This is a genomic window from Brachybacterium rhamnosum (assembly GCF_039526185.1).
Lineage (GTDB): Bacteria > Actinomycetota > Actinomycetes > Actinomycetales > Dermabacteraceae > Brachybacterium > Brachybacterium rhamnosum.
Window position 1 is genome coordinate 95416 of sequence record NZ_BAAAIS010000001.1, and the last position, 23907, is coordinate 119322.

20 protein-coding genes are annotated in these 23907 nt (G+C 73.1%); 9 read left to right on the plus strand and 11 right to left on the minus strand.

Annotation, left to right across the window (positions count from 1 at the left end; translation table 11 throughout):
* Positions 1-28 precede the first annotated feature (28 nt).
* Entirely contained in the window at positions 29-769 is a 741-nt protein-coding gene (locus tag ABD080_RS00495; RefSeq protein WP_343903295.1) for a hypothetical protein, read from the minus strand.
* Between the two features lie 94 nt (positions 770-863).
* The gene (locus ABD080_RS00500; RefSeq protein WP_343903296.1) at positions 864-1568 is read right to left on the minus strand and encodes a peptide deformylase; all 705 of its coding nucleotides are present in this window, start codon (positions 1566-1568) and stop codon (positions 864-866) included.
* Positions 1569-1759: 191 nt separating this feature from the next.
* Here ABD080_RS00500 and ABD080_RS00505 point away from each other — a divergent pair, with 191 nt between their 5' ends.
* Together ABD080_RS00505 and ABD080_RS00510 are read left to right on the plus strand one after the other, a co-directional pair.
* Entirely contained in the window at positions 1760-2845 is a 1086-nt protein-coding gene (locus tag ABD080_RS00505) for an ABC transporter ATP-binding protein (protein ID WP_137771076.1), read from the plus strand.
* Positions 2846-2968: 123 nt separating this feature from the next.
* Positions 2969-4210, plus strand: a complete 1242-nt coding sequence (locus tag ABD080_RS00510) for a DUF4032 domain-containing protein (protein WP_343903297.1) — start codon at positions 2969-2971, stop codon at positions 4208-4210.
* An 84-nt stretch (positions 4211-4294) separates the two neighbouring features.
* Here ABD080_RS00510 and rlmB read toward each other — a convergent pair whose 3' ends face one another.
* The 4 genes from rlmB to ABD080_RS00530 are packed head-to-tail and all read right to left on the minus strand — an operon-like array spanning position 4295 to position 8431.
* On the minus strand, positions 4295-5233 hold the full coding sequence (gene rlmB, locus ABD080_RS00515; RefSeq protein ID WP_137771078.1) for a 23S rRNA (guanosine(2251)-2'-O)-methyltransferase RlmB: 939 nt from the start codon (positions 5231-5233) through the stop codon (positions 4295-4297).
* 15 nt (positions 5234-5248) lie between these two features.
* Positions 5249-6697 (minus strand): cysteine--tRNA ligase, encoded by a 1449-nt coding sequence (gene cysS / locus ABD080_RS00520; RefSeq protein ID WP_137771079.1) that lies wholly within the window; start codon positions 6695-6697, stop codon positions 5249-5251.
* Between the two features lie 54 nt (positions 6698-6751).
* Positions 6752-7249, minus strand: coding sequence for a phage holin family protein (locus tag ABD080_RS00525; protein WP_137771080.1), 498 nt, complete (start codon positions 7247-7249; stop codon positions 6752-6754).
* Positions 7250-7306: 57 nt separating this feature from the next.
* On the minus strand, positions 7307-8431 hold the full coding sequence (locus ABD080_RS00530) for a LacI family DNA-binding transcriptional regulator (protein WP_240811121.1): 1125 nt from the start codon (positions 8429-8431) through the stop codon (positions 7307-7309).
* A 142-nt stretch (positions 8432-8573) separates the two neighbouring features.
* Here ABD080_RS00530 and ABD080_RS00535 point away from each other — a divergent pair, with 142 nt between their 5' ends.
* The 3 genes from ABD080_RS00535 to ABD080_RS00545 are packed head-to-tail and all read left to right on the plus strand — an operon-like array spanning position 8574 to position 11505.
* Entirely contained in the window at positions 8574-9917 is a 1344-nt protein-coding gene (locus ABD080_RS00535) for a sensor histidine kinase (RefSeq protein WP_343903298.1), read from the plus strand.
* Positions 9914-10570, plus strand: a complete 657-nt coding sequence (locus ABD080_RS00540; RefSeq protein WP_137771083.1) for a response regulator transcription factor — start codon at positions 9914-9916, stop codon at positions 10568-10570. Before ABD080_RS00535 ends, ABD080_RS00540 begins: the two co-directional genes overlap by 4 nt.
* Positions 10567-11505 (plus strand): DUF4097 family beta strand repeat-containing protein, encoded by a 939-nt coding sequence (locus ABD080_RS00545; protein WP_343903299.1) that lies wholly within the window; start codon positions 10567-10569, stop codon positions 11503-11505. The genes ABD080_RS00540 and ABD080_RS00545 overlap by 4 nt, the downstream gene beginning before the upstream one ends.
* Before the next feature lie 100 nt (positions 11506-11605).
* Here ABD080_RS00545 and acs read toward each other — a convergent pair whose 3' ends face one another.
* From acs to ABD080_RS00560, 3 genes are all read right to left on the minus strand, one after another.
* Positions 11606-13585, minus strand: a complete 1980-nt coding sequence (gene acs / locus ABD080_RS00550) for an acetate--CoA ligase (protein WP_343903300.1) — start codon at positions 13583-13585, stop codon at positions 11606-11608.
* Positions 13586-13719: 134 nt separating this feature from the next.
* Positions 13720-14517, minus strand: a complete 798-nt coding sequence (locus ABD080_RS00555) for a VOC family protein (protein WP_343903301.1) — start codon at positions 14515-14517, stop codon at positions 13720-13722.
* A 34-nt stretch (positions 14518-14551) separates the two neighbouring features.
* Entirely contained in the window at positions 14552-14719 is a 168-nt protein-coding gene (locus ABD080_RS00560) for a ribbon-helix-helix domain-containing protein (RefSeq protein WP_264451556.1), read from the minus strand.
* Positions 14720-14991: 272 nt separating this feature from the next.
* Between ABD080_RS00560 and ABD080_RS00565 the strand changes: the two genes are divergently transcribed.
* On the plus strand, positions 14992-16116 hold the full coding sequence (locus tag ABD080_RS00565) for an AMP-binding protein (protein ID WP_343903302.1): 1125 nt from the start codon (positions 14992-14994) through the stop codon (positions 16114-16116).
* Here the strand turns inward: ABD080_RS00565 and ABD080_RS00570 are convergent.
* Positions 16097-17500 (minus strand): L-serine ammonia-lyase, encoded by a 1404-nt coding sequence (locus tag ABD080_RS00570; protein WP_343903303.1) that lies wholly within the window; start codon positions 17498-17500, stop codon positions 16097-16099. The two genes, ABD080_RS00565 and ABD080_RS00570, sit on opposite strands and share 20 nt — an antisense overlap.
* Positions 17497-19146 carry a DEAD/DEAH box helicase gene (locus ABD080_RS00575; protein WP_343903304.1) on the minus strand — a complete coding sequence of 550 codons (1650 nt, stop codon included), beginning with the start codon at positions 19144-19146 and terminating at the stop codon, positions 17497-17499. Before ABD080_RS00575 ends, ABD080_RS00570 begins: the two co-directional genes overlap by 4 nt.
* 58 nt (positions 19147-19204) lie before the next feature.
* On the opposite strand from ABD080_RS00575, the gene panD reads away from it, so the two are divergent.
* From panD to leuS, 3 genes are all read left to right on the plus strand, one after another.
* A complete protein-coding gene (gene panD / locus ABD080_RS00580) occupies positions 19205-19630 on the plus strand; it encodes an aspartate 1-decarboxylase (protein WP_137771089.1) in 426 nt (141 codons plus the stop codon).
* A gap of 107 nt (positions 19631-19737) precedes the next feature.
* Entirely contained in the window at positions 19738-20664 is a 927-nt protein-coding gene (locus ABD080_RS00585; RefSeq protein ID WP_137771090.1) for an AEC family transporter, read from the plus strand.
* Positions 20665-20900: 236 nt separating this feature from the next.
* Positions 20901-23822: a leucine--tRNA ligase gene (gene leuS, locus ABD080_RS00590; protein WP_343903305.1), complete on the plus strand. Its 2922-nt coding sequence runs from the start codon at positions 20901-20903 to the stop codon at positions 23820-23822.
* Positions 23823-23907: the final 85 nt, after the last annotated feature.

Sequence of the window (23907 nt, forward strand, 5' to 3'; positions counted from 1 at the left end):
TCGACGTCGGGTGCGGGTGTCGCCGGGGTCAGCCGCGGCGGGCGTCGACCTGGTCCGGCGCGGTCCCCTCGACGGTCTCCCCCTGGACGGTGACGGCCTGGGCGAAGATGTCCTCGAGGGCGGAGACGACGCTGCGGGAGACGGCGCGGGCGCCCGCCCCGCCGATCACGGCGCCGATCCCGAAGGGGAGCAGCCGGCCCAGCCAGAGGCTGCCGCTGCGGGAGAGCACGCGGCGCCGCACGTACTTCGAGACCTGCTTCGTCACGAGCGAGGGGACGACGCCGCCGCCGGCGAGCACGCTCCCCCACTGGTGGCCGGAGCGACCCATCGCACGGGCGATGATCTGCTCGCCGCGCTCCCCGCTGAGGACGGCCATGAGCACGAGCCGGCGCGTGTTGCGGTCGCGCATGTCGATCTCGTGGATCTCCGCCGTCGCGAGCATCGCGAAGGCCGCGGCCTCGCCGAAGCTGAGCCCCTCGCCGACGGTCAGTCCCATCGCCGCGATCGTGCCGATGCCGGGGAGGGCGGCGGCGCCGCCGATCCCGGCGCCGCTCGCGGTCGCGAGCAGCGTGAAGCGGCGGGAGATCATGCGCAGCAGCTCGGCGCGGTCCGCCTCGGGGTGCGCGGCGCGCAGGTGCGCGACGTAGCGGCGCGCGAGCGGCGCCTGCGCGGCGACCGCGGAGTCGAGCACGGCGATCCAGCGCTCGTCGAGCGCGCTGTCGCCCTCCTCCGCGGGGATCTGGGCGGGGGTGTTGTCGGTCGAGGTCACCGGGTGCTCCGTTCCGTCGGTGGTGGGACGGGGACAACCTACCCGGAGAGCCCGGGACCGCCCTGCGCGGCGCGGTCCGGGGCGGCGCCGGTCCTCAGCGGCGGGCGGTGTCGACGACGACCTCGCCGTCGCCGAGGCGCTCGATGTCCCCGGTCAGGCCCAGGCGCCGCACGGCCTCGGGCAGCCCGGCGAGGCGGGGGACGTAGGTGTTGTCCGAGAAGGAGCGCGGGACCGATCGGTCGTGGCAGAGCACGCCGTGCAGGTGGTCGGTCTCGTGCTGGAGGATGCGGGCTGTCCAGCCCCGGTGCTCCTCGTCGACCTCGCGCAGCTCACCGGTGGGCAGCAGCTCCGTCGCGCGCAGGCGCACGCGCCGGGAGCGGGGGACGATCGAGCTGAAGCCGTCCACGGAGAGGCAGCCCTCCCAGGCGTAGACCTGCTCGGTGCCGAGCAGCTCGACGGCGGGGTCGAGCAGGGCCCGCAGGGCGAGCGGGCGGCGCTCGAGGAGGTCGTCCTCCTCGTCCTCCCCCTCGTCACCGGCGTAGCGGTCCTCGACGACGACCATCTGCAGCGGCAGTCCGATCTGCGGGGCGGCGAGCCCGACCCCGGGCGCCTCGCGCATGGTCAGGGTCATCGCGTCGGCGAGCTCGGGGAGGAGCTCGGCGAGGCCGGCGTCGAGACGTGCGACGGCGCCCGCGGCGCGGCGGCGCAGCGCGGGGTGCCCCGTCTGGACGATGCGCAGCGGCGCGTCCGCGCTGTCGCGACGGTCGAGGAGGCGGCGGGCGAGATCGGAGATGTCCACCGGACAAGTATGGGCCACCGGTGCGCAGCCGACCTGGGCAGACGGTGGTCCCTGTCACAGGAGAGATGGGCTACACTCTCCCTGCCGGTGCAGGGAAGCACCACGCGATCCTGCGGAGTACCGGTGAGCACTGAGCAGTACTACTTCACAACGGATCGTCCGGCACGTACCTGCCGGTGAAGGGAATCACCATGGCTACCGTCACGTTCGACAACGCCTCGCGCGTCTACCCGGGCCAGGAGCGCCCGGCCGTGGACAACCTCAACATCGAGATCGGCGACGGCGAGTTCCTCGTCCTCGTCGGCCCCTCGGGTTGCGGCAAGTCCACCTCGCTGCGCATGCTCGCCGGTCTCGAGGAGATCGACGCGGGTCGCATCCTCATCGGCGACCGCGACGTCACCGACGTCCCCCCGAAGGATCGCGACATCGCGATGGTCTTCCAGAACTACGCCCTGTACCCGCACATGACCGTCGCGGACAACATGGGCTTCGCCCTGAAGATCGCGGGCACCCCGAAGGCGGAGATCCGCAAGCGCGTCGAGGACGCGGCTGCGATCCTCGACCTCACCGAGTACCTCGACCGCAAGCCGAAGGCGCTCTCCGGCGGTCAGCGTCAGCGTGTCGCCATGGGCCGCGCGATCGTCCGCTCGCCCCAGGTGTTCCTCATGGACGAGCCGCTCTCGAACCTCGACGCGAAGCTGCGTGTGTCCACCCGCACCCAGATCGCCTCGCTGCAGCGTCGTCTCGGCGTCACCACGGTGTACGTGACCCACGACCAGACCGAGGCCATGACGATGGGCGACCGCGTGGCCGTCCTCAACGCGGGCGTGCTCCAGCAGATCGACACCCCCCGCCGCATGTACGACCACCCGGACAACGTCTTCGTGGCCGGCTTCATCGGCTCCCCCGCGATGAACCTCATCGAGGAGAAGCTCACGGATCAGGGCGTGCAGTTCGGCGGCGCGACCCTCCCCGTGGACCGCACCACCCTCTCCGACACCAACGAGTCCTCCGTGACCGTGGGTGTGCGCCCCGAGGACCTCGAGCTCGTCGGTGACGGCCAGGGCCTCGCGGTCGAGGTCGACGTGGTCGAGGAGCTCGGCGCGGACGCCTACGTCTACGGCCGCCTCGCCGGCGCCGACGAGACCGCCAAGCCGGTCATCGCCCGCGTCGACGGCCGCCGCCCCCCGATGAAGGGGGAGACGGTGTACTTCCGCCCCAAGGAGGGCCACCTGCACCTGTTCGACGTGAAGTCCGGCCAGCGTCTCGGCGACTGACCTCCCAGGACTCGTCCTCGACGGGCGTCCGGCCACCGGCCGGGCGCCCGTCGCCCGTCCCCGGGGGCGCAGGTCCCGGCATCTCCCGTGCGAGGTGACCCCGACCTGGGGGACAATGGAGCCATGGCACCCCTGGAGATCACCGCGTCCCGTGCGGATCCGGCCCTGCTGGACCTGCCCTGGGAGCAGCCGCTGGAGGACTGGCCCGACGAGATCCTGGCCGCCCTCCCCCGCGGCATCTCCCGTCACGTGGTCCGCTTCGCCCGGGTCTCGGGCCGTGTGCTCGCCCTCAAGGAGATCGACCACACGCTCGCCCGCCGCGAGTACGACATGCTCAAGGTCCTGGGCCGGCTCGGCATCCCCGCGGTGACGCCGTTCGCGGTGATCTCCGGCCGCACGACGCCGCAGGGCGATCCGCTGGACGCCGTGCTCATCACCCGGCACCTGCAGTTCTCGCTCCCCTACCGCGCCGTGTTCAGCCAGGTCTCCCGGCAGGACACCGCGCACCGGCTGCTCGACGCGCTCGCGGTGCTCCTCGTGCGTCTGCACCTCGAGGGCTTCTACTGGGGCGACGTGTCACTGTCCAACACGCTCTTCCGCCGTGACGCGGGCGCCTTCGCCGCGTACATCGTGGACGTCGAGACCGGCAACCTGCACGAGCAGCTCTCCGACGGCCAGCGCAGCTACGATCTCGACCTGGCCCGCACGAACATCATCGGCGAGCTCATGGACCTCCAGGCCGGGGACATGATCGACCCGGAGTCGGACCCGGTCGAGGTGGGCGACGACCTCGTGCGCCGCTACAACGACCTCTGGGACGCGCTCACCGCGCGGGAGCAGTTCTCCACGGACGACCGCTGGCGGGTCTCCGCCCGCATCGAGAAGCTCAACAAGCTCGGCTTCGACGTGGGCGAGCTCGAGATCACCACGGACCTCGACGGGACCTCGCTCTCGATCCGCCCCAAGGTCGTCGACGCGGGCCACCACGCCCGCCGGCTCATGCGGCTGACGGGCATCGACGCGCAGGAGAACCAGGCCCGCCGGCTGCTCAACGACCTCGACCACTACCGCGCCGCGACCGAGCAGCAGGCCGAGGAGGAGGAGTTCGTCGCCCACGAGTGGCTGCAGCGGCAGTACGAGCCCGTGGTGCGGGCGATCCCGCGCGGCATGCGCTCCAAGCTCGAGCCGCCCGAGTTCTTCCACGAGGTGCTCGAGCACAAGTGGTTCCTCTCCGAGGAGCGCGGCGCGGACGTCAGCCTCGACGACACGGTCCGGGACTACATCCTCACCGTGCTCGTCCACCGTCCCGACGAGAAGTCCCTCGTCACGACCGAGACCTCGGCGCTGCCGATCATCGAGTCCTGAACCCGCCGGGGCCGCTCACGGCCCCGGGCGCACGAGAGGGGCGGCACCGTCCGGTGCCGCCCCTCTCGTGCTGGTGGAGCGAGGTCAGGCGCGGCCCTGCGCGGCGCGCACGCCGGCGATCTCGTAGAGGGAGATCGCGGCGGCGACGGAGGCGTTGAGGGACTCCGTGCGGCCGGCCATCGGGATCGAGACGACCTGGTCCGCGGTCTCGCGCGCGAGCCGGGACAGGCCCTTGCCCTCCGCGCCGACGACCAGCACGACCGGCTGGGTGCCGAGCTCGAGCTCGCGGCTGGTGACGTCGCCGTCCGCGTCCAGGCCCAGCACGAACACGCCCTGGGACTTGAGCGAGGAGAGCGTGCGGTTGAGGTTCGTGACCTGGGCGACGCGCACGCGGCCGGCGGCGCCCGCCGCGACCTTCCAGACGCTCGCGGTCATCGACACGCTGCGACGCTCGGGGAGGATCACGCCGTGCGCGCCGAAGGCGTCGGCGCTGCGGAGGATCGCTCCGAGGTTGCGGGGATCGGTGATGCCGTCCAGGGCGATCAGCAGCGGCGGCTCGAAGGCGTCGGAGGCGATCTGCAGGAGCTCGTCGACCTCCGCGTACTGGTACGGAGGGATCGTCAGCGAGACGCCCTGGTGCACCGCGTGGTCGGTGCGGCGGTCCAGGTCGGAGCGGGGCACCTCGGTGACGGGGAGGTTGCGCGCGGCGGCGAGGCGCATGATCTCGCGCACCCGCTCGTCGACCTCGATGCGGGTCATGAGCATGAGCTGGGTCGCGGGGACCTCCTCGCGCAGTGCCTCGAGCACAGAGTTGCGCCCGGCGACCTGGTCGCTGCCGGGACTCGCCTTCGCGCCGGAGCTCTTCTTCGCGCCGCCCGCGTAGGCCTTGTGACCGGGGCGGTCCTGGGCCTTGGGCGTGGGGCCCTTGCCCTCGAGGGCGCGACGGCGCACACCGCCGGAGCCGACGGTCGCGCCCTTCTTCGAATGGCGCATGGCGCCGCGCCGTGAGCTGTTGCCTGCCATGGGGTTCCTTCTTCCTCAGCTGCGCGGTGCGAGCGTCCAGCGGGCGCCGTCGGCCCCGTCCTCGACGCGGATGCCGGCAGCGGTCAGGGCATCGCGGATCTCGTCCGCGCGCGCCCAGTCCTTGTCCGCACGGGCGGCCGCCCGTGCGCTCAGCTGTGCCTGGACGAGCGCGTCCAGGGCGTGGTGCTCGGTCTCGTCCCCGGCGCCGGCGTCCTGCCACTGCGCGCCGAGGGGGTCGAGGCCGAGGACGTCGAGCATCGCGCGCAGCCGCGCGAGCCCGGCCGCGACCTCCGACGCCTCGCCGCCGGCGGCGAGCAGGGCGTTGAGCGCGGAGAGCTCGCGGTGCACGACGGCGAGCGCCTCGGGGACGGCGAGGTCGTCGTCCATCGCGGCGGTGAACTCCGCCGGCAGCTCCACGGCGCCGTGATCGACGTCGGGTGCGGCGGCGGGGGCGTGCTCGGTGCCCGCGAGCTGCTCGGCGGCACGGCGGGCGGCGGCGCCGAAGCGCTCCCAGACCGTCTTCGCCTCGCGCAGCGAGCTCGCGTTGTACTCGACGTTGGCGCGGTAGTGGCCGGAGACGAGGGCGAGCCGCACCACCGGCACCGGGTTCTCGGCGAGCGCCTGCGCGGCGGTGACGAAGTTGTCCAGGCTCTTGCCCATCTTCAGCCCGTCCACGGTGAGCATGCCCGAGTGCATCCAGCGCTGCGCGAAGCCGTGGCCCGCGGCGTGGGACTGGGCCTGCTCGTTCTCGTGGTGGGGGAAGCGCAGGTCCAGGCCGCCGCCGTGGATGTCGAAGGTCTCCCCGAGGTACTTCAGGCTCATCGCGGAGCACTCGAGGTGCCAGCCGGGCCGGCCGCGTCCCCAGGGCGTGTCCCACGAGGCGGTCGCGGGCTCGGAGTCCTTCGCGGCCTTCCAGAGGGCGAAGTCGCGGCGGTCCCGCTTGCCGGGCTCGGTCTCCTCGCCGGAGTCCTGCATGTCCTCCGGGCTCTGGCGGGTGAGCGCCCCGTACTCGGGGAGCGACGCGACGGAGAAGTACACGGAGCCCCGGCCGTCCGGGTAGGCGTGGCCGCGCTCGATCAGCCGCTCCATGAACGCGATCATCTCGGGGACGTGGCCCGTGGCGCGCGGCTCGTAATCGGGTCGACGGTTGCCGACGGCGTCCAGCAGGGCGTGGAAGTCACGCTCGAAGCGCAGCGACCAGGCCCACCACTCGGCGTCGTTCTCCGCGGCCTTCGCGAGGATCTTGTCGTCGATGTCGGTGACGTTGCGGACGTGGGTGACCGCGTACCCGCTGCGCTCGAGCCAGCGCACGAGCACGTCGAAGGCGAGGAAGGTGCGCAGGTGCCCGAGATGCGGGCCGCCCTGTGTGGTGGGGCCGCACACGTACAGCGACACCGCCCCCTCGCGCACCGGCGTGAGCGCGGTGGTGGTGCGGGTGGCGGTGTCGTGCAGGTGGAGAGTCACGCCGACCAGGGTACCGGGCGCGCGGCCCGGGATCGCCCTGGTGGGGCGCGGGTCTCAGGAGGAGCTGGAGGAGGTGGCGGTCGTGGCCGCCGGCTTCCCGTAGAGCTCCTCGAAGGTGTCGTCGTAGGAGACCGTGTTGCTGCGGCGCTTGCCCTGGACCGCGCCGACGGCGGACTGCGCCGTCTCGATCGTGGTCTCGGGGGCCTTGAGCTTCTTGGAGACGAGGAAGGCGACCAGGCCGGCGATCGCGCCGAGCAGGATGAACACGCCCGCCACGATGAGGAAGGAGGCCCAGGCCGGCAGCCCCAGGGCCTGCAGCCCGGTGGCCGCGGCGAACAGCAGCATCACCCAGGCGGAGAGCAGGAGGAAGAGCAGCACCGCGGCGCAGGCGGCGATGATGCCGACCTTGATGCCGAGGGCGGTGAGCTCCTTCTTGGCGATGTCGATCTCGTGATGGACGACGCCGAGGATCTCGTCCTTGATGGACTGGACGAGCTCACCGATGGACCGCTGGGTCGGCGGCGTGCTCGGATCGTTCGTGGTGTTGATCATGGTCGGAGCCTATCGCAGGGTTCGCAGGGTCAGGAAAGGGTGACGCGGGGCCGGCGGTCAGTCGACCGAGATCCGCTTGCGCTTGGGCGACTCGGCCCGAGGGCCGGCGGAGCTCGAGCGGCGCACGACGACCGTCGGGGCGACGGCGACGTCCCGGGCCTCGACCTCGTGGCCGGAGACGCGCTCCACGAGGAACTGCGCGGCGAGCGCCCCGAGGCGATCGGAGTTCGGGTCGACGCTCGTGAGCTGGGCGATGCCGGAGGAGGCGAGCGAGGTGTTGCCGTAGCCGGCGACGGCGAGCTGGTCCGGCACGGAGAAGCCGGCCTCGCGGGCGGCGGAGAGCACGCCCACGGCGGTCACGTCGTTCGCGCAGGTGACGGCGGTGGGCACGTGGCTGCCGCGCAGCAGCATGTTGCCGGCGGTCTGTCCCACCTGCTCGGTGAAGTCACCGGGCTCGATGCGCGCGTGGTCCTCGAGGCCGTGGCGCGCCATGGCGCGACGGAAGGCGTCCGCGCGCTCGCGGGCCACGGCCGCGCCGACCCCGCCGACGTGCGCGATGTCCCGGTGGCCCAGGCCGACCAGGTGGTCGACGAGCAGGCCCTGGCCCACCTCGTCGTCGATGCGGACGGTGTCGATGCGGCCCACGTACTCCTGCGAGCAGCCGATGCCCACGAAGGGGCGGTCGCCGGTCGCCGCGATGACGCTGTCCATGTCCGCCAGGTCGGAGACCATGAGGAAGCCGTCCACGCCGAGCCGCACGAGGGACTCGATCGCGTCGGTGTCCGCGGCGACGGGGTACTCGGGGACGCGGCGACGGGTCGGGACCACGACGGCGGTGCGGCCGGTCGCGGTGAGCTCGATGCGGATCGAGCGCACGAGGTCGGAGATCCAGGTGTTGCGCATCGTGTTGACGAGCACGGCGACGACGCCGCGGTGGTCGGTCTCGCCCGCGAGCTCCTCCAGCGGGAAGCGGAGGCGCTCGGCCTCCTCCTGCACGCGGCGGCGGAGGGCGGGGCGGATGTCGTCCATGCCGCGCAGGGCGCGCAGGGCGACCGCGCTCGAGATGCCCAGGGAGTTGGCCACGTCCCGCAGCGAGCCCTGGGGGGAGGTCGAGGACGAGGCCGCCTCGTCGCGCTCGGTGGGGGCCGGGTCGCCGGCCGGGGTCTTCGCGTCACTGCTCATGGACCCATTGAACCGCATCGGTGGGCGGGGACGGGCCTTCCCGGGCGAGTCCCCCGCCACGTCGGGGCGGGGGCTATCCCCCGCGGGATCCGTCGGAGTCCCCGGTGGGGCCGGTCGCGGGCCGCCGCATAGTGTCCTGTCCATGGACGACACCTCCGCCCCGCCGGCCCCCGGCCGCACCCGGTCGGCCCCGCGCCGCGCCCGGGTGACCCCCGCCTCGCTGGCCTCCGTGGTCATCGGCGGGATGCTCCTGCTCACCTGGTTCTGGATCTCGCTGACCCTGCTGCTGACCGGGATCGGCAGCCTGCCGGCTCTCGGCAGCGGGTTCCTGCTTCTCGTGCCGTGGGTGGTCGCCATGCGGGCCGCCGTGATCGTGGAGCGCCGCCGCGCGGTCGCCGTCCACGGCCTCGAGGTGATCGTGCCCGCGCGCCGCCGCTCGGCGCGCACCGGGTTCGCGGGGTGGCTGCACGGGATGTGGCTCGACGTGTGCTCGGGCTGGTTCTGGAAGGGCGTGCTGCACCACCATCTCGCGATGCTCGTCGCCGGGGTCTTCGCCCTGCTCTCGCTCGTGGCCCTGTTCGTCTCCTGGGTCGCCGTCGACGTCGCCGTGCGCCACGGCGCGCTCACCCTGGGCACCGTCGAGCTCCCCCGCTGGGGACTCGCGGGGATCGGCGCGGCCGCGCTCGTGGTCTCCCTGCTGATGCTCGTGCTGGGTGCGCTCTCGGACCGCGGGCTCGCCCGTGCGATGATCTCCGGCTCCGAGGAGGACCTGCGCGGCCAGGTCGCCGAGCTCGCCGTGCGCCGCCAGGGGGCGGTCGACGCCGCCGCCCAGGAGCGGCTGCGGATCGAGCGGGACCTCCACGACGGCGTGCAGCCGCGGCTGGTGGCGCTCGGCATGACGCTCGGCATGGCGCGCCAGAGCATCCGCACGGACCCGGACCGCGCCGAGGAGCTCGTCACCCGGGCGCACTCGGAGACCAAGGCGGTCATCACCGATCTCCGCCAGCTCGCCCGGGGCATCCACCCGGCGGTGCTCACCGACCGCGGGCTCGACGCGGCGCTCTCCGCGCTCGCCGCCCGCTCCGCGGTGCCTGTCGACCTCCAGGTGGACCTGCCCCGCCCGCTGGACCGGGAACGCGAGGCCGTGGCGTACTTCGTGGTCGCCGAGGCGCTCACGAACATCACCAAGCACGCGGGGGCGCGCCGCGCCTCGGTGACCCTCGCCCAGACCGAGGACTCCCTGCGCGTGCGCATCGAGGACGACGGCCGCGGCGGCGCCCGCGTGCACCGCGACGGCCGCTCGACCGGTCTCGCGGGCCTCACCGACCGGGTGCGCGCGACCGGCGGCCTGCTCGAGGTCGCGAGCCCCGAGGGCGGCGGCACCGTGCTGCTCGCCGTGGTCCCCCTGCCCGACGCCGCTCCGCCCCGCTCCCCCGCGACGCCCGCCCGCGTCGCCGTCCCCGCCCCTGAGGAGGCCACCCGATGAGGATCGTCATCGCCGACGACGCCGTGCTGCTGAGGGCGGGCCTCGAGCGCCTGCTCACCGACGCCGGCCATGAGGTCGTCGCCGCTGTGGGCGAGGCGACCCCGCTGCTCCACGCCGTCACCGAGCACTCCCCCGATCTCGCCGTGATCGACGTGCGCATGCCCCCGAGCTTCACCGACGAGGGGGTGCGGGCGGCGACCCTCATCCGGGCGCAAGACCCGGACGTCGCCCTGCTCGTGCTCTCCCAGTACGTCGAGGAGCGCTACGCCTCCGAGCTCATCGCGGACTCCCCGCGGGGCCTCGGCTACGTGCTCAAGGACCGCGTCGCCGACGTCGAGGACTTCCTCGGCGTGGTCGACGAGGTGGGCCGGGGCGGCACCTGGCTCGACCCGGAGGTGGTCCAGCAGATCTTCGTGCGCTCCCGGCGCCGGAGGGTGCTCGAGCAGCTCACTCCGCGCGAGCGGGAGGTGCTCTCGCTCATGGCGCAGGGTCGCTCCAACCAGGCGATCGCCGATGCCCTGTTCGTCTCCGCGGGGAGCGTGGAGAAGCACATCTCCTCGCTCCTGACCAAGCTCGACCTCCCGCCCGTGGACGGCGAGAACCGCCGTGTCATGGCGGTGCTGCGCTACCTGGAATCGGAGGACCGCTCATGACCGCCCTGCCTCCTGCTCCCGCCCCCGCCGCCGCGCCGGCCGCGGAGCCCCGTCACCGTCTCGACCCGCCCCGGCACCTCACCCCGGATCCTCGCCGCGACCGCCCGTGGCGCACGGCGAGCGTGCTCCTGGGCTCGCTGATCGTCCTGCTGGTCCTGGTGCTGCTCGCGGCGAGCGTGCTCATCCCCTGGTACCTCGACCGGAACATGACCACCGTCGCCTCCACGCAGGAGCTCGGCAGCCCGACCGCGCTCTCGCTCGAGGCCGATGTGGGCGACGTGACCGTCGTCCGGGAGGCGGACGCGCAGCAGGTCACGCTCTCCCTCGTGGAGTCCGGCGCGACGACGCCGCCGCCGGCCGGGGAGACCGTGCTCGCACGGTTCACGGACTCCGGCACCGCCCAGCACCCGGCGATCTCGGTGCGCCAGCCCTCCGGTGGGAACCCCGTGCCGTGGCTCGACGACACCCGGGACCTCCTGCTCGTGGTCCCCGAGGACCTCGACCTCGACCTGGACATCCAGCTGGACTACGGCGACGTCGAGGCCCAGGGCTCCTTCTCGGCCCTGGACGTGCAGGCCTACACCGGCGCCGTGGACCTGCAGGACCTCACGGTGACCGGCCCGCTCACGGTCGCGACGGACTTCGGCGACGTCTCCGTCGACCTCGCCGCCCCCGTCACCTCCGGCGTCGACATCACGAGCGACACCGGTGAGGTCGACCTGGGGCTCGCCCCCGATGCCGCCGGGGACGTCCGGATCGCCGCGGACCTCGGCAGCGTCACCGTCCGCGCGCCGGGCACGGCGCGCCGCACCGTCGACGCCGTCACCGACCTCGGCGAGACGCGCGTCGATCCGCTCATCACCGGGGCCGACGGCGACATCGTCGGCCACATCGCGGTGGAGTCCTCGTCGGGGGACGTGGTCATCACCCGCTGACCCCGCACGAGGAGGACGCCGGCCGCGACGGGATCCCGTCGCGGCCGGCGTCCTCGCTGCCGGTCCGGTCCGCGCCTCGGATGCTGACCGCTCGTCCCGGTCAGCCCTTGCCGGTGAGGCCCTTCTGGATGAGATCCATGACCGAGGAGTCGGCGAGGGTCTGGGTGTCCCCGACCTGTCGGTTCTCGGCCACGTCGCGCAGCAGGCGGCGCATGATCTTGCCCGAGCGGGTCTTGGGCAGCTCCGTGACCAGGAGGACCCGCTTCGGCTTCGCGATCGGGCCGATCTCCTTGCCCACGTGCTGGCGCAGGATCTCCACGGCCTTGTCCTCGCCACCGGCCTCCGCGATCGCGTCCTCGGTGCCCGAGCGCAGGATGACGAAGGCGACCACGGCCTGACCGGTGGTCTCGTCGGCCGCGCCGACCACGGCCGACTCCGCGACCCACTCGTGGCTGACGAGGGCGGACTCGATCTCGGTGGTCGAGAGGCGGTGACCGGAGACGTTCATGACGTCGTCCACGCGGCCCAGCAGCCAGATGTCGCCGTCCTCGTCCTTGCGGGCGCCGTCCCCGGCGAAGTACTTGCCGGGGAAGCGGGACCAGTAGGTCTCCTCGAAGCGCTCCGGGTCGCCCCAGATGCCGCGGAGCATCGACGGCCACGGCTCGGTGAGCACGAGGTAGCCGCCCTGGCCGTTCTCCACGGGCTCGCCCGCGTCGTTGAGGACCTCGGCGCTGATGCCGGGGAGCGGCACCTGCGCGCTGCCCGGCTTGGTCGCGGTGACGCCCGGGAGCGGCGAGATCATGAGCGCGCCGGTCTCGGTCTGCCACCAGGTGTCGACGATCGGGCAGCGGTCGCCGCCGATCACGCGGCGGTACCACATCCATGCCTCGGGGTTGATGGCCTCGCCGACGCTGCCCAGCAGGCGCAGGGAGGAGAGGTCGAACTTCGCGGGGATCTCCTCGCCCCACTTCATCGCGGTGCGGATCGCGGTGGGCGAGGAGTACAGCTGGGTGACCTTGTACTTCTCGACGATCTCCCACCAGCGGCCCTGGTGCGGGGTGTCCGGGGTGCCCTCGTAGATGACCTGGGTGGTGCGGTTGACCATCGGCCCGTAGACGACGTAGCTGTGCCCGGTCACCCAGCCGACGTCGGCCGTGCACCAGTAGACGTCCGTGGAGGGCTTGATGTCGAAGGCCGCGCGGTGCGTGTACGCGGTCTGCGTGAGGTAGCCGCCCGTGGTGTGGACGATCCCCTTGGGCTTCCCGGTGGTGCCGGAGGTGTAGAGGATGAACAGCGGGTGCTCGGCCTCGACCCAGACGGGCTCGTGCTCGACGGAGGCGGTCTCGCGCGCCTCGTGCCACCACACGTCGCGGCCCTCGATCCACTCGACGTCCCCACCGGTGCGGCGCACCACGAGCACCTTCTGGACCGACGCGCCGCCGCCGGCGAGCGCCTCGTCGACCGCGGGCTTGAGCGCCATCGCCTTGCCGCGGCGGAACTGGCCGTCCGCCGTGATGACCACGCGGGCCTCGGCGTCCTCGATGCGCGAGCGCAGGGCATCGGCGCTGAAGCCGCCGAAGACCACCGAGTGCGGGGCGCCGAGGCGGGCGCAGGCGAGCATCGCGAAGACGGCCTCGGGGATCATCGGGAGGTAGATCGCGACCCGGTCGCCGGTGCGCACACCGAGATCGGTGAGCACGTTCGCCATCCGCGAGATCTCGTCCTTCACCTGGGCGTAGGTGTAGGTGCCGTCGGAGCCGTCCTCGTACTCCGCGAGCAGCGCGACCTGGTCGCCGTGGCCGGACTCGACGTGGCGGTCCACGGCGTTGTAGGCGGCGTTCAGGGTGCCGTCGGCGAACCACTTCGCGAACGGCGGGTTCGACCAGTCCAGCGTCTCCGTGAACGGGGTCTTCCAGCTCAGCAGCTGCGCGCGCGAGCGCCAGAAGCCGAGGCGGTCACGAGCGGCCTCCTCGTAGAGCGAGGGGCGCGCCACGGCGTTCTGGACGAACTCGGTGGGCGGCGGGAAGGTGCGGCTCCCGGAGCCGAGGTGGTCGATCCCGGTGACGGCGTCGTCGGACATCAGCGCTCCTGTTCCTGAGCCCGCGAGGGCCCTGGGCGTTCGGTTCGGCACCCACCATAGCGCCTGAGACCCAGGCCACAGGTCGCAGTCCGAGGTTCCGGGCGGCGCCGTCCGCGCCCCCGCGCGCGGTGCCCTCAGCCGTCCTGTCGGGGATGGATCTCGAGCGCGATCCCGTCGGGATCGGTGACGTGCACGGCGCTCACCCCCTCGCCCTCGACCACGCGCGCCTCGTGCCCGGCCGCGGTGAGCCGGTCGGCCAGCGACCGGAGATCCTCCGTCGTGGAGAAGCCCAGACGCACCTGGAGCGCGTCGCCGTACTCGGAGGAGGTGACACGGGTGCGGGGCGCTCCCGGCAGCGGAGCGTGCAGACCGATCGAGCCCGCCCGGCCCGGCCCGCGCAGCTTCTGCCAGCCGGGCGCTGCGGGGCCGACGGGGGTGAGGCCGAGGTGGGCGAGATGGGCCGCGTCACGCTCGGGGTCCTCGCTCGCGAGCACCGCGACGACGGCGAGGCGGGCGTCCGCTCCGGAGGCGTCGTGGCCCTGGTAGCCGTACAGGTCCTGCTGATCCTCGTTCAGGGAGATGCCCTCCCCCGCCGGTCCGTCGATCCGGCCCTGGCGGCCGAAGCTCTCGTCCCACACGGAGACCTCCACGCCGGCCTCCTCGAGGTGGGCCGCGGCGGCGTCCGCATCGGGCACGGCGAGGCACAGGTCGGTGTCCCCGGGGCGGGCACCGCTCGCCGCGCCGGCGACGGAGTGGAGCATGACCCGTCCGGCGCCGGCGGCGAGGTCGCCGAACGCGTCGTCGCCGGCGGTGACGAGCCGCTCGAGGCCGAGCGTACGGAGGAACGCGATCATCGAAGGGACGTCATCGGTGAAGCGCAGGGGGAAGACGGTGAACATGGGGGTGTCGGAGGCGGGGTCGATGGTGGTCACGGGATCTCCTGCGGTGGGGGCGGGACTGCCGACGTCAGGCGCGGTCGCCGTCGAGATAGCGCCGGAGCGCCTCCTCGACGAGCGCGCTGAGGCTGAGGGACTCGTCGATCGCTCGGTGCTTGACCTCGCGGACGAGATCCGGCGGCAGGTACACGTTGAACTGCACCTTCGGGGGGCGGGACCTCGAGCTGCTCTCTACCATGCGAGGATGCTAGCAATGGTGGACGAGCGCGGCAAGGGCTCGACGGTGCGAGCCGGCGAGGGGCCCGGGGCACGGAGCGGACGCGCAGGCCCCCGCACCTCCGGCACACGGCCCGGAGGACGGGCGCACCTGCGGCGACGACGCGTCGCGACTACCGTGGTGCCCATGGCACTCCCCTCCTCCGACGGTCCGCTCCGCGGCACCGCCGGTCCGCACCTCCCCGCCCGCACCGGGGAGAGCGCGCCGCGTCCGGGCGCAGGGGTGCGGTGAGCATGGCGCTGCACCGTCCCGGCCGGCTCGCCCACGCCCGCACCGCCCTGCGGCTGCGGGCCGCGACGCGACCCCGGTCCGTCGTGCTCATCGACGTGCACGGCGAGCTCACGGCCGGCGACCTCCAGGGTCATCTCCAGCTGCTCGAGCGGCGCGGCGCGGAGCGCCCGCGGCTCGGCGAGCTCCCTCCCTGGGCGCCGCTGCGCCAGGTGCTCGTCACGGCGCTCGCCGGCCACGGCCACCTCGACCTGCGCTCGAGCGGCACCACCGGCGCCCCCCGGGTGCTCGAGCGCGGGCCGCTCACCGCCCCGCAGCTGCGCACGCTCACCGACCTCGCCCGCCGGATCGGCGTGCGCAGGGGAGCCCGCGTGGCGACCGCGATCCCCGGGGTCCACGCGCACGGGCTGCTGCTCGCCCTCGCCGCGCTGAGCGCCGGGTCCCCGCTCGTGGACGTGAGCCATCTGCGGGTCGTGGACCGGGTCGCCCTGCTGCACCGCACCTCGCCGCGGATGCTCGTGGGCACCCCCGTGCACCTCGCGGACATCCTCGCCGCGGACCGCGAGCTCAGCGGCCACGTGCCGCTGCGCATCGACCGGATCGTCTCCACGACCGACGTCCTGCCCGACGAGCTGCGCGCGGACCTCGCCCGCCACTGGCACGCCCGGGTCCACGACGTCTACGGGAGCGTCGAGACCGGGACCCTCACCGTGGACGGCAGGCCCCTCCACGGCGTGGAGATCCGGGTGCGGGACGGCGTGCTGCGCACCCGCACCTCCTTCACCCGCCGACGCTGGCTCGTCACCGACCACGGCGAGATCGACGAGCAGGGCTCCGTGCACGTGACCGCCCGGGCCGACGCCCCGGACGCGAGCCCCGGCATGCTCCGCGATCCCCGCGGCGTGGTGCGCCTGCTGCAGTCGCAGGACGGCATCCGCTCGGTGCACCTGCGCTTCGTGCCCGACGAGGAGCTCGGCCGGCGCACCGTGGCCCACGTGGTGCTCGAGGAGGAGGAGGAGCACGAGGAGGGACGCGTCATCACGCCGCACGGGGTGCGGGCGCTGGTCCGGGACCGGCTCGGCGCCTCCTCCGTCCCGCGCGAGGTGCGGATCAGCAGTCGGGGACGCTGACCGGGACCCCCTGGCCCATCGTCACGGCGAGCCCGCCCATGGCGGTCTCCTTGTAGCGCTCGGACATGTCCTTGCCCGTCTGCCGCATGGTCTCGATGACCGCGTCGAGGGACACGAAGTGCTCGCCCGTGCCGCGCAGCGCGAACCGCGCCGCGGTGATCGCCTTGACGGCCGCCATGGCATTGCGCTCGATGCACGGCACCTGCACGAGCCCGCCCACGGGGTCGCAGGTGAGCCCGAGGTTGTGCTCCATCGCGATCTCCGCCGCGTTCTCGACCTGGGCGGGCTTGCCGCCCATGGCCTCGCACAGCGCGGCCGCGGCCATCGAGCACGCCGAGCCCACCTCGCCCTGGCAGCCCACCTCGGCGCCGGAGATCGACGCGTGCTCCTTGTACAGCGAGCCGATCGCCCCGGCGGTCAGCAGGAAGCGCACCGCGATCTCGTCCGGGTCCACGCCCTCGATGTACCGGGTCGCGAAGTGGAGCACGGCGGGGATGATCCCGGCGGCCCCGTTCGTGGGCGCGGTGACGACGCGACCGCCCGCCGCGTTCTCCTCGTTGACGGCGAGCGCGGCGAGGGAGACCCACTCGAAGGCGTTCATCGGCAGGCGCACCGGGTCCTCGGCGCTCAGCGAGTCGAACCACGAGGCGGCGCGTCGCTTCACCTCGAGGCCGCCCGGCAGCACCCCCTGGGTGCGGACGCCCCGATCGATGCACTCGCTCATGACCTGCCAGATCTCGAGCGCCCCGGAACGGATCTCCTCGTCGCTGCGCCACTGCCGCTCCCGCAGCAGCATCGCCTCGGAGATCGAGATGCCGCGCTCCTCGCAGACCCGCAGCAGCTGCGCGCCGGTCGTGAAGATCGCCCGGCCGTCGTCCTCCGCGGCGAGCTCCGCGAGGGGGCGGTCCATGTCCGCCTCGTCCACGACGAAGCCGCCGCCCACGGAGAACATGGGTCGTCGGGCGACCTCCTCCCCCTCGGCGTCGAGGGCGAGGAAGGTCATCCCGTTGGAGTGCTGGGGCAGGAAGGTCAGCGGGTGCAGGACGATCGTGGAGGGCCGCAGGGAGACGGGCACGGCGCCTCCCAGCAGCAGCCCGCCCTCCGCCTCGATGCGCGCGACCCGCTCCCGGGCGGCGACCGGGTCGACGGTCTCGGGGTCCGCGCCCTCGAGCCCCATGACGACGGCGTCGAGGGTGCCGTGGCCCGCCCCGGTGGCCGCGAGGGAGCCGTAGAGGTGGACGGCGACGTCCGCCACGCGCGGGCCGAGCGCGGGATCGGCGAGGAGCTCACGGGCGAACAGCGCGGCCGCCCGCATCGGTCCGACGGTGTGCGAGCTCGAGGGACCGATCCCGATCTTGAACATGTCGAACAGGCTGATGCTCATCGCGAGCCGCGGCCCTTCCCGCCTGCGCCGGGGCCGCGGCCACGGCCGGTTCCGCGCCCTGTGCCGCGACCGGCGTCGGACCCCCCGGAACGCCCGCGGCCGGCATCGCCGCCGCGCCGCCCGCGACCGGTGTCGGCTGCGCCGTGGCGACCGCGGCCGCCCTGCTCGGCGCCCTCGACGCGGCCACGACCGGAGGCCCCTCCGCGCGGGGCGCGGGTGGGGGCGCCGGAGCGTCCCCGGGACCCGGCACCGCCGGCACCTCCGGCGCCGCCGGGGCGACCGCCGCCGCGGCGTCCGGAGCCGCTCTCCGGCTCCTCCTCCCAGGAGGCGCGCCGCTCCTCGTTCGCGCGGCGCTCCTCCGCCTTGCGCGCGCTCGCCCCGCCCTTGCGGCTGAGGTCGAGCTTGCGCGGGGCGCCCTTGTACTTCACCGCGGCGGGGTCCTCGGCCGGCTCGCCCAGCGGCGTGCGACCGCCCAGCGCCGCGATCGCCTCGACCGAGGCGTCGGGGGCGTCGGCCCAGGTCCCCTCGACCTTCGCGCCCTCGAGCACGGAGCGGGTGACCTTGACCTGGTGCGGGAGCGCAAGGGTGACGACGGTGCCGGCGGCGCCCGCGCGCGCGGTGCGTCCCGAGCGGTGCACGTACTCCTTGACGTCGTCGGCCGGGTCGACATGGATCACCATCGTGACGTCGTCGATGTGCAGGCCGCGCGCGGCGACGTCGGTCGCCACGAGCACCGGGTAGGCGCCCTGCCGGAACCCGGCGAGCACGTTGGTGCGCAGGCCCTGCTGCTTGTTGCCGTGGAGCGCCGCGGCGGGGACCCCGACCTCGATGAGCTCCTGGGCGACGCGCTCCGCGCCCAGCTGCGTGCGCGTGAACACGAGGGTGCGGCCCTCGCGGTTCGCGAGCTGGGCGGTCACCTCGCGCTTGGCGGAGGGGGCGATCGCGAGCACGTGGTGGGCCATCGTCTCGACAGCCGCGGCGACCGGGGTGGTCTCGTGGGTGACCGGGTCCACGAGGAAGGTGTCGACGATCTCCTCGACCTGACCGTCCAGCGTCGCCGAGAAGAGCATCTTCTGGGTGCCCATCTCCGTCGCGGCGAGGATGTCGCGCACCTGGGGCAGGAAGCCCAGATCGGCCATGTGGTCGGCCTCGTCGATGACCGTGGTCTCGACGCGGTCCAGGAAGATCCCGCCGCGCTCGGCGAGGTCGATGAGGCGGCCGGGCGTGGCCACGACGATCTCGACGCCGCGGTTCAGGGCCTCGGCCTGCTTGTCGATGTTCATGCCGCCGGAGACGAGCTGGGCGCGCACGCCGATGGCGCGGGCGAAGGGGTGGATCGTGTCCACGACCTGCACGGCGAGCTCACGCGTGGGGACCAGCACAATGCCCAGCGGCCGACGGCGGTGCACCTTGCGGTGCCGGAAGCGGGCGGTCATCGCGAGCGTGAACGCGAGGGTCTTGCCGGAGCCGGTCTCCGCGCGGGCGAGGACGTCGCGACCCGCGAGGGCGTCCGGGAGGATCGCCTCCTGGATCTCGAAGGCGCGGTCGAGTCCCTGCTCGGCGAGCACGCCGAGCAGCTCCTCGGGCAGGGCCATGTCCTCGAACCGGCTGGATCGGTGGGTGGAACGGCGGCGAGCCTTGGGCATCGTGATCCTCCTGACGGATGCGGGCGCCCCCATCATCGCGCATGGGAGACTGGTGCACGTGCTGCGCACTCTCATGACCTCGAAGATCCACCGTGCCACGGTCACCCAGGCGGACCTGCACTACGTGGGATCGGTGACGATCGACGCCGATCTCGTGGATGCCGCCGGCCTGGTCGAGAACGAGCAGGTGACGATCGCCGACATCACCAACGGCGCCCGCCTGACCACCTATGTGATCCGCGGCGACGCCGGGACCGGTGTGATCGGCATCAACGGCGCGGCCGCCCATCTGGTCGCCCCGGGGGACCTCGTCATCATCATGGGCTACGGCCAGCTCGACGAGCGCGAGGTCGCCGAGCACGAGCCGAAGGTCGTCCACGTCGACGACCTCAACCGGATCGTGGCCCTCGGCCACGACGGTGCCGAGCCGGTCCCGGGCATGGCCGACCAGATCAGCGGCCGCCACAGCGTCGGGGCACGCTGACCGCTCCCCCGGCCGGGTTCCGTCCCGCGCGCTGGACCTCAGCAGCGGACATCCACCTACCCCTATAGGATCGGGACCGTGCTGACCCCCGTGCCCTCCCCCGCCCGATGAGCGGGGTCCTGGCCGGGTTCTTCATCGTCTGGACGCTCATCGCGATCGGATGGATCGCCGGGCGCACCGGGATCCTCGGCCCCCAGGGCCGCTACGTCCTGAACCGCGCGACCTTCTTCCTCGCCTCCCCCGCCCTGGTGCTCGTGGGCCTGCTCGGGTCCGACCCCCGCGAGGTGTTCTCGGTGCCGATGGCGGTGGCCGGCATCTCCGGGCTCCTCATGGGCGTGCTGCTGTGGGTGGGCCTGCGGCTGTTCACGAAGCGCCGCGGCACCGAGCTCACGATCGCCGCGATCAGCGGCTCCGTCGTCAACGGCGCGAACATGGGCTTCCCGATCGCCGCATACGTGCTCGGCGACATCTCGCACGCCCTGCCGGTGATCCTCTTCCAGCAGGCGGTCTACACGCCCCTGTACCTCTTCGTCCTGCACACGCAGACCCAGGAGTCGAGGCTCGGGCTCGCCGGCGTCGCCCGCAGCATCGGTGCGAACCCGACGATCATCGCGGCCGCCGTGGGCGGGGTGCTCGCCGGCGCCGGCGTGCGGCTGCCCGAGGTGGTCCTCGAGCCGTTCTCCTCCCTCGGCGACATGGCGATCCCCGCGATGCTCCTCGCCTACGGGCTCTCCCTGCACGGGTCGAGGCCGCTCGCGAAGGACGACGGCTACCGAGGCCTCATCGCGATCTCCTCGATCGCGAAGATCGTGCTCATGCCGCTGCTCGCGCTCGGCATCGGGCTGCTGTTCGGCCTCAGCGGCCACGGGCTGTACGAGGTCGTCGTCATGGCGGCCCTGCCCACGGCGCAGAACGTCTACGTCGCCGCCGCCCGCTACCAGGCCGCGGAGAACCTTGCCCGGGACACGGTCCTCATCACGACGATCGGCACGGTCCTCGCGCTGCTCGCCGTCTCCGCGCTGCTCGGCGTGTGACTCCCGACCGGCTCCCCCGGGCAGGCAGGACCGACCCTCACGACGCGCGGTAACATGGCCGGGTGACTCGACGGCTCCTGCTTCCGTAGCCGCGTCGGACAATCCCGCCTCCCCCGCACCACGGTGCCGGGCGCGGAGCTCGGGACCGGCGCGGCTCCCCTCGCCTGTGCGGGGGTTTCTTCATGTCAGGACCGTCGTGCGGAGGCTCCGCACCATCCGAGGAAGGCGAGACATCCATGAGCGAGGCACCCCACCGGTACACGGCAGAGGTGGCGGATCAGATCGAGCTGCGCTGGCAGCGGCGCTGGGACGAGGAGGGCACCTTCCGTGCCGCGAACCCCGTCGGCGCGCTCTCCGACGGGCGCTCCGCCGCGGAGCTCGGCGAGAAGATGTACATCATGGACATGTTCCCGTACCCCTCGGGGGCGGGGCTGCACGTGGGTCATCCGCTGGGCTACATCGCGACCGACGTCATCGCGCGCCATCAGCGCATGCTGGGCAAGAACGTGCTCTACACGATGGGCTACGACGCCTTCGGCCTGCCCGCCGAGCAGTACGCCGTCCAGACCGGCACGCATCCCCGCGTGACCACCGAGTCGAACGTCGCGAACATGCGCCGCCAGCTGCACCGCCTGGGGCTGTCCCACGACTCCCGCCGCTCCCTCGCGACCACCGACCGCGAGTTCGTGCAGTGGACGCAGTGGATCTTCCTGCGCATCTTCGACTCCTGGTACGACCCCACGGCCGAGAACGCCGACGGCATCATCGGCCGCGCACGCCCGATCGCCGAGCTGCGCGAGGAGCTGCGCGCCGGGACCGTCGACCCGTTCGCGCTCGCCCAGCGGCAGTCGATCATACTGCCCGAGGCCTGGGCCGGCCGCACCGCCGCCGAGGTCCCCACCGCCTCCGACGCCGAGATCGCGCAGCTGGCCGACGCCTTCCGCCTCGCCTACATCTCCGAGACCCCGGTGAACTGGTGCCCGGGTCTGGGCACCGTGCTGGCCAACGAGGAGGTCACCAACGACGGCCGCTCGGAGCGCGGCAACTTCCCCGTCTTCACGCGGCGCCTGCGCCAGTGGAACATGCGCATCACCGCGTACTCCGACCGCCTCATCGACGACCTGGACCGCGTGGACTGGCCCGAGTCGGTGCGCTCGATGCAGCGCAACTGGATCGGCCGCAGCCACGGCGCCGAGGTCACCTTCCCGCTGGCCGGCGTCGAGGACGCGACCTTCGACGTGTTCACGACCCGCGCGGACACCCTCTTCGGAGCGACGTTCACGGTCCTCTCCCCCGAGCACCCGCTGCTCGAGGACGCCTCCGCCCTGCCCGCCGCCTGGCCCGAGGGCACGAAGGACACGTGGACCGGCGGCGCGGCGAGCCCGCGCGAGGCGGTCACCGCCTACCAGGAGCGCGCCGCGTCCCTCGGCGCGGAGGAGCGCACCGCGGACGACCGCGAGAAGACCGGCGTGTTCACCGGCTGGTTCGCCGTGAACCCCATGGACGGCCGCGAGATCCCCGTGTTCACCGCGGACTACGTCCTCACGGGCTACGGGACCGGCGCGATCATGGCGGTCCCCGCGGAGGACGAGCGCGACTTCGCCTTCGCCGACCGCTTCGAGCTGCCCGTGATCCGCACCGTGCGCCCGCCGGAGGACTTCACCGGCGGCGCCTGGACCGGCGAGGGCGAGAAGATCAACTCCGCCTCCGCCGAGCTGGACCTCGACGGCCTGGACAAGGACGAGGCGAAGGCCCGCGCCACCGCCTTCGCCGAGGAGAAGGGGTTCGGCCGCGCCCGCACCACCTACCGCCTGCGCGACTGGCTGTTCTCGCGCCAGCGGTACTGGGGCGAGCCGTTCCCGGTCGTCTACGACCCCGCGGACCCGGAGACCCCGATCCCGCTGCCGGCCTCGATGCTGCCCGTGGACCTGCCGGAGGTCGAGGACTTCTCCCCGAAGACCTTCGACCCCTACGACAAGGACACCGAGCCGCAGACCCCGCTCTCCCGCGCGACGGACTGGGTCGAGGTCGAGCTGGACCTGGGCGAGGGCCCCAAGCGCTACCTGCGCGAGACGAACACGATGCCGCAGTGGGCCGGCTCCTCCTGGTACCAGATGCGCTACATCGACCCCACGGACACCGAGCACCTGGTGCGCCCGGAGAACGAGGAGTACTGGCTGGGCCCCCGCGAGGCGGGCGGCACGGGCGGTGTGGACCTGTACGTGGGCGGCGTGGAGCACGCGGTGCTGCACCTGCTGTACGCGCGGTTCTGGCACAAGGTGCTCTTCGACCGCGGCGACGTCACGAGCCAGGAGCCCTTCCACCGCCTGTTCAACCAGGGCTACATCCAGGCCTTCGCCTACACCGACTCCCGGGGCGTGCACGTCCCCGCGGAGGAGGTCGTCGCCGAGGCCGACGGCACCTTCACGTACCAGGGCGAGCAGGTCACCCAGGAGTACGGGAAGATGGGCAAGTCGCTCAAGAACGCCGTCGCCCCCGACGACATGTACGAGGAGTACGGCGCGGACACCCTGCGCGTGTACGAGATGTCGATGGGCCCGCTGGACCTGTCCCGCCCCTGGGAGACCCGCGCCGTCGTGGGCTCGCAGCGCTTCCTCCAGCGCCTCTGGCGCCTGGCGGTCTCCGAGGAGACCGGTGAGCTGATCGCCTCCGACGCCGAGCCGGAGCCGGCGACCCTGAAGACCGTGCACCGCACGATCGAGGGTGTCACCCGGGACATGGCGCAGATGCAGTTCAACACGGCGATCGCGAAGCTCATCGAGCTCGTGAACCACCTGACCAAGACCTCCGGTGAGAACGGCGCGCCACGCGCCGCGCTCGAGCCGCTCGTGCTCATGGTCTCGCCCTTCGCCCCGCACCTCGCGGAGGAGCTGTGGCAGCGACTGGGCCATGAGGAGTCCCTCGTGCGGGCGCCCTACCCGGTCGCCGACCCGGAGCTCGCCAAGGCCGAGGCGGTCACCTGCGTGGTCCAGATCAAGGGCAAGGTGCGTCACAAGGTCGAGGTCGATCCCGAGATCGGCGAGGCCGAGCTCGAGGCGCTGGTCATGGCCGAGGGCCGGGTCCAGCAGCTGCTCGAGGGGCAGACGGTGCGCAAGGTGATCGTGAAGGCACCGCGCGTGGTGAACATCGTCGTCTGAGGCACCTTCCGCGGATGCGGACGGGGCGCGGGGAGCGCTGCTCCCCGCGGCCCGTCGTGCGTCCGGTGCCCCGTGGACGCCGGCG

Coding starts and splice junctions, on each gene's coding strand:
- ABD080_RS00505 (WP_137771076.1), top strand. CDS start 1,760: ATGGCTACCGTCACGTTCGACAACGCCTCGCGCGTCTACCCGGGCCAG.
- ABD080_RS00510 (WP_343903297.1), top strand. CDS start 2,969: ATGGCACCCCTGGAGATCACCGCGTCCCGTGCGGATCCGGCCCTGCTG.
- rlmB (WP_137771078.1), bottom strand. CDS start 5,233: ATGGCAGGCAACAGCTCACGGCGCGGCGCCATGCGCCATTCGAAGAAG.
- ABD080_RS00525 (WP_137771080.1), bottom strand. CDS start 7,249: ATGATCAACACCACGAACGATCCGAGCACGCCGCCGACCCAGCGGTCC.
- ABD080_RS00530 (WP_240811121.1), bottom strand. CDS start 8,431: ATGAGCAGTGACGCGAAGACCCCGGCCGGCGACCCGGCCCCCACCGAG.
- ABD080_RS00535 (WP_343903298.1), top strand. CDS start 8,574: ATGGACGACACCTCCGCCCCGCCGGCCCCCGGCCGCACCCGGTCGGCC.
- ABD080_RS00540 (WP_137771083.1), top strand. CDS start 9,914: ATGAGGATCGTCATCGCCGACGACGCCGTGCTGCTGAGGGCGGGCCTC.
- ABD080_RS00545 (WP_343903299.1), top strand. CDS start 10,567: ATGACCGCCCTGCCTCCTGCTCCCGCCCCCGCCGCCGCGCCGGCCGCG.
- acs (WP_343903300.1), bottom strand. CDS start 13,585: ATGTCCGACGACGCCGTCACCGGGATCGACCACCTCGGCTCCGGGAGC.
- ABD080_RS00560 (WP_264451556.1), bottom strand. CDS start 14,719: ATGGTAGAGAGCAGCTCGAGGTCCCGCCCCCCGAAGGTGCAGTTCAAC.
- ABD080_RS00565 (WP_343903302.1), top strand. CDS start 14,992: ATGGCGCTGCACCGTCCCGGCCGGCTCGCCCACGCCCGCACCGCCCTG.
- ABD080_RS00570 (WP_343903303.1), bottom strand. CDS start 17,500: ATGAGCATCAGCCTGTTCGACATGTTCAAGATCGGGATCGGTCCCTCG.
- ABD080_RS00575 (WP_343903304.1), bottom strand. CDS start 19,146: ATGCCCAAGGCTCGCCGCCGTTCCACCCACCGATCCAGCCGGTTCGAG.
- ABD080_RS00585 (WP_137771090.1), top strand. CDS start 19,738: ATGAGCGGGGTCCTGGCCGGGTTCTTCATCGTCTGGACGCTCATCGCG.
- leuS (WP_343903305.1), top strand. CDS start 20,901: ATGAGCGAGGCACCCCACCGGTACACGGCAGAGGTGGCGGATCAGATC.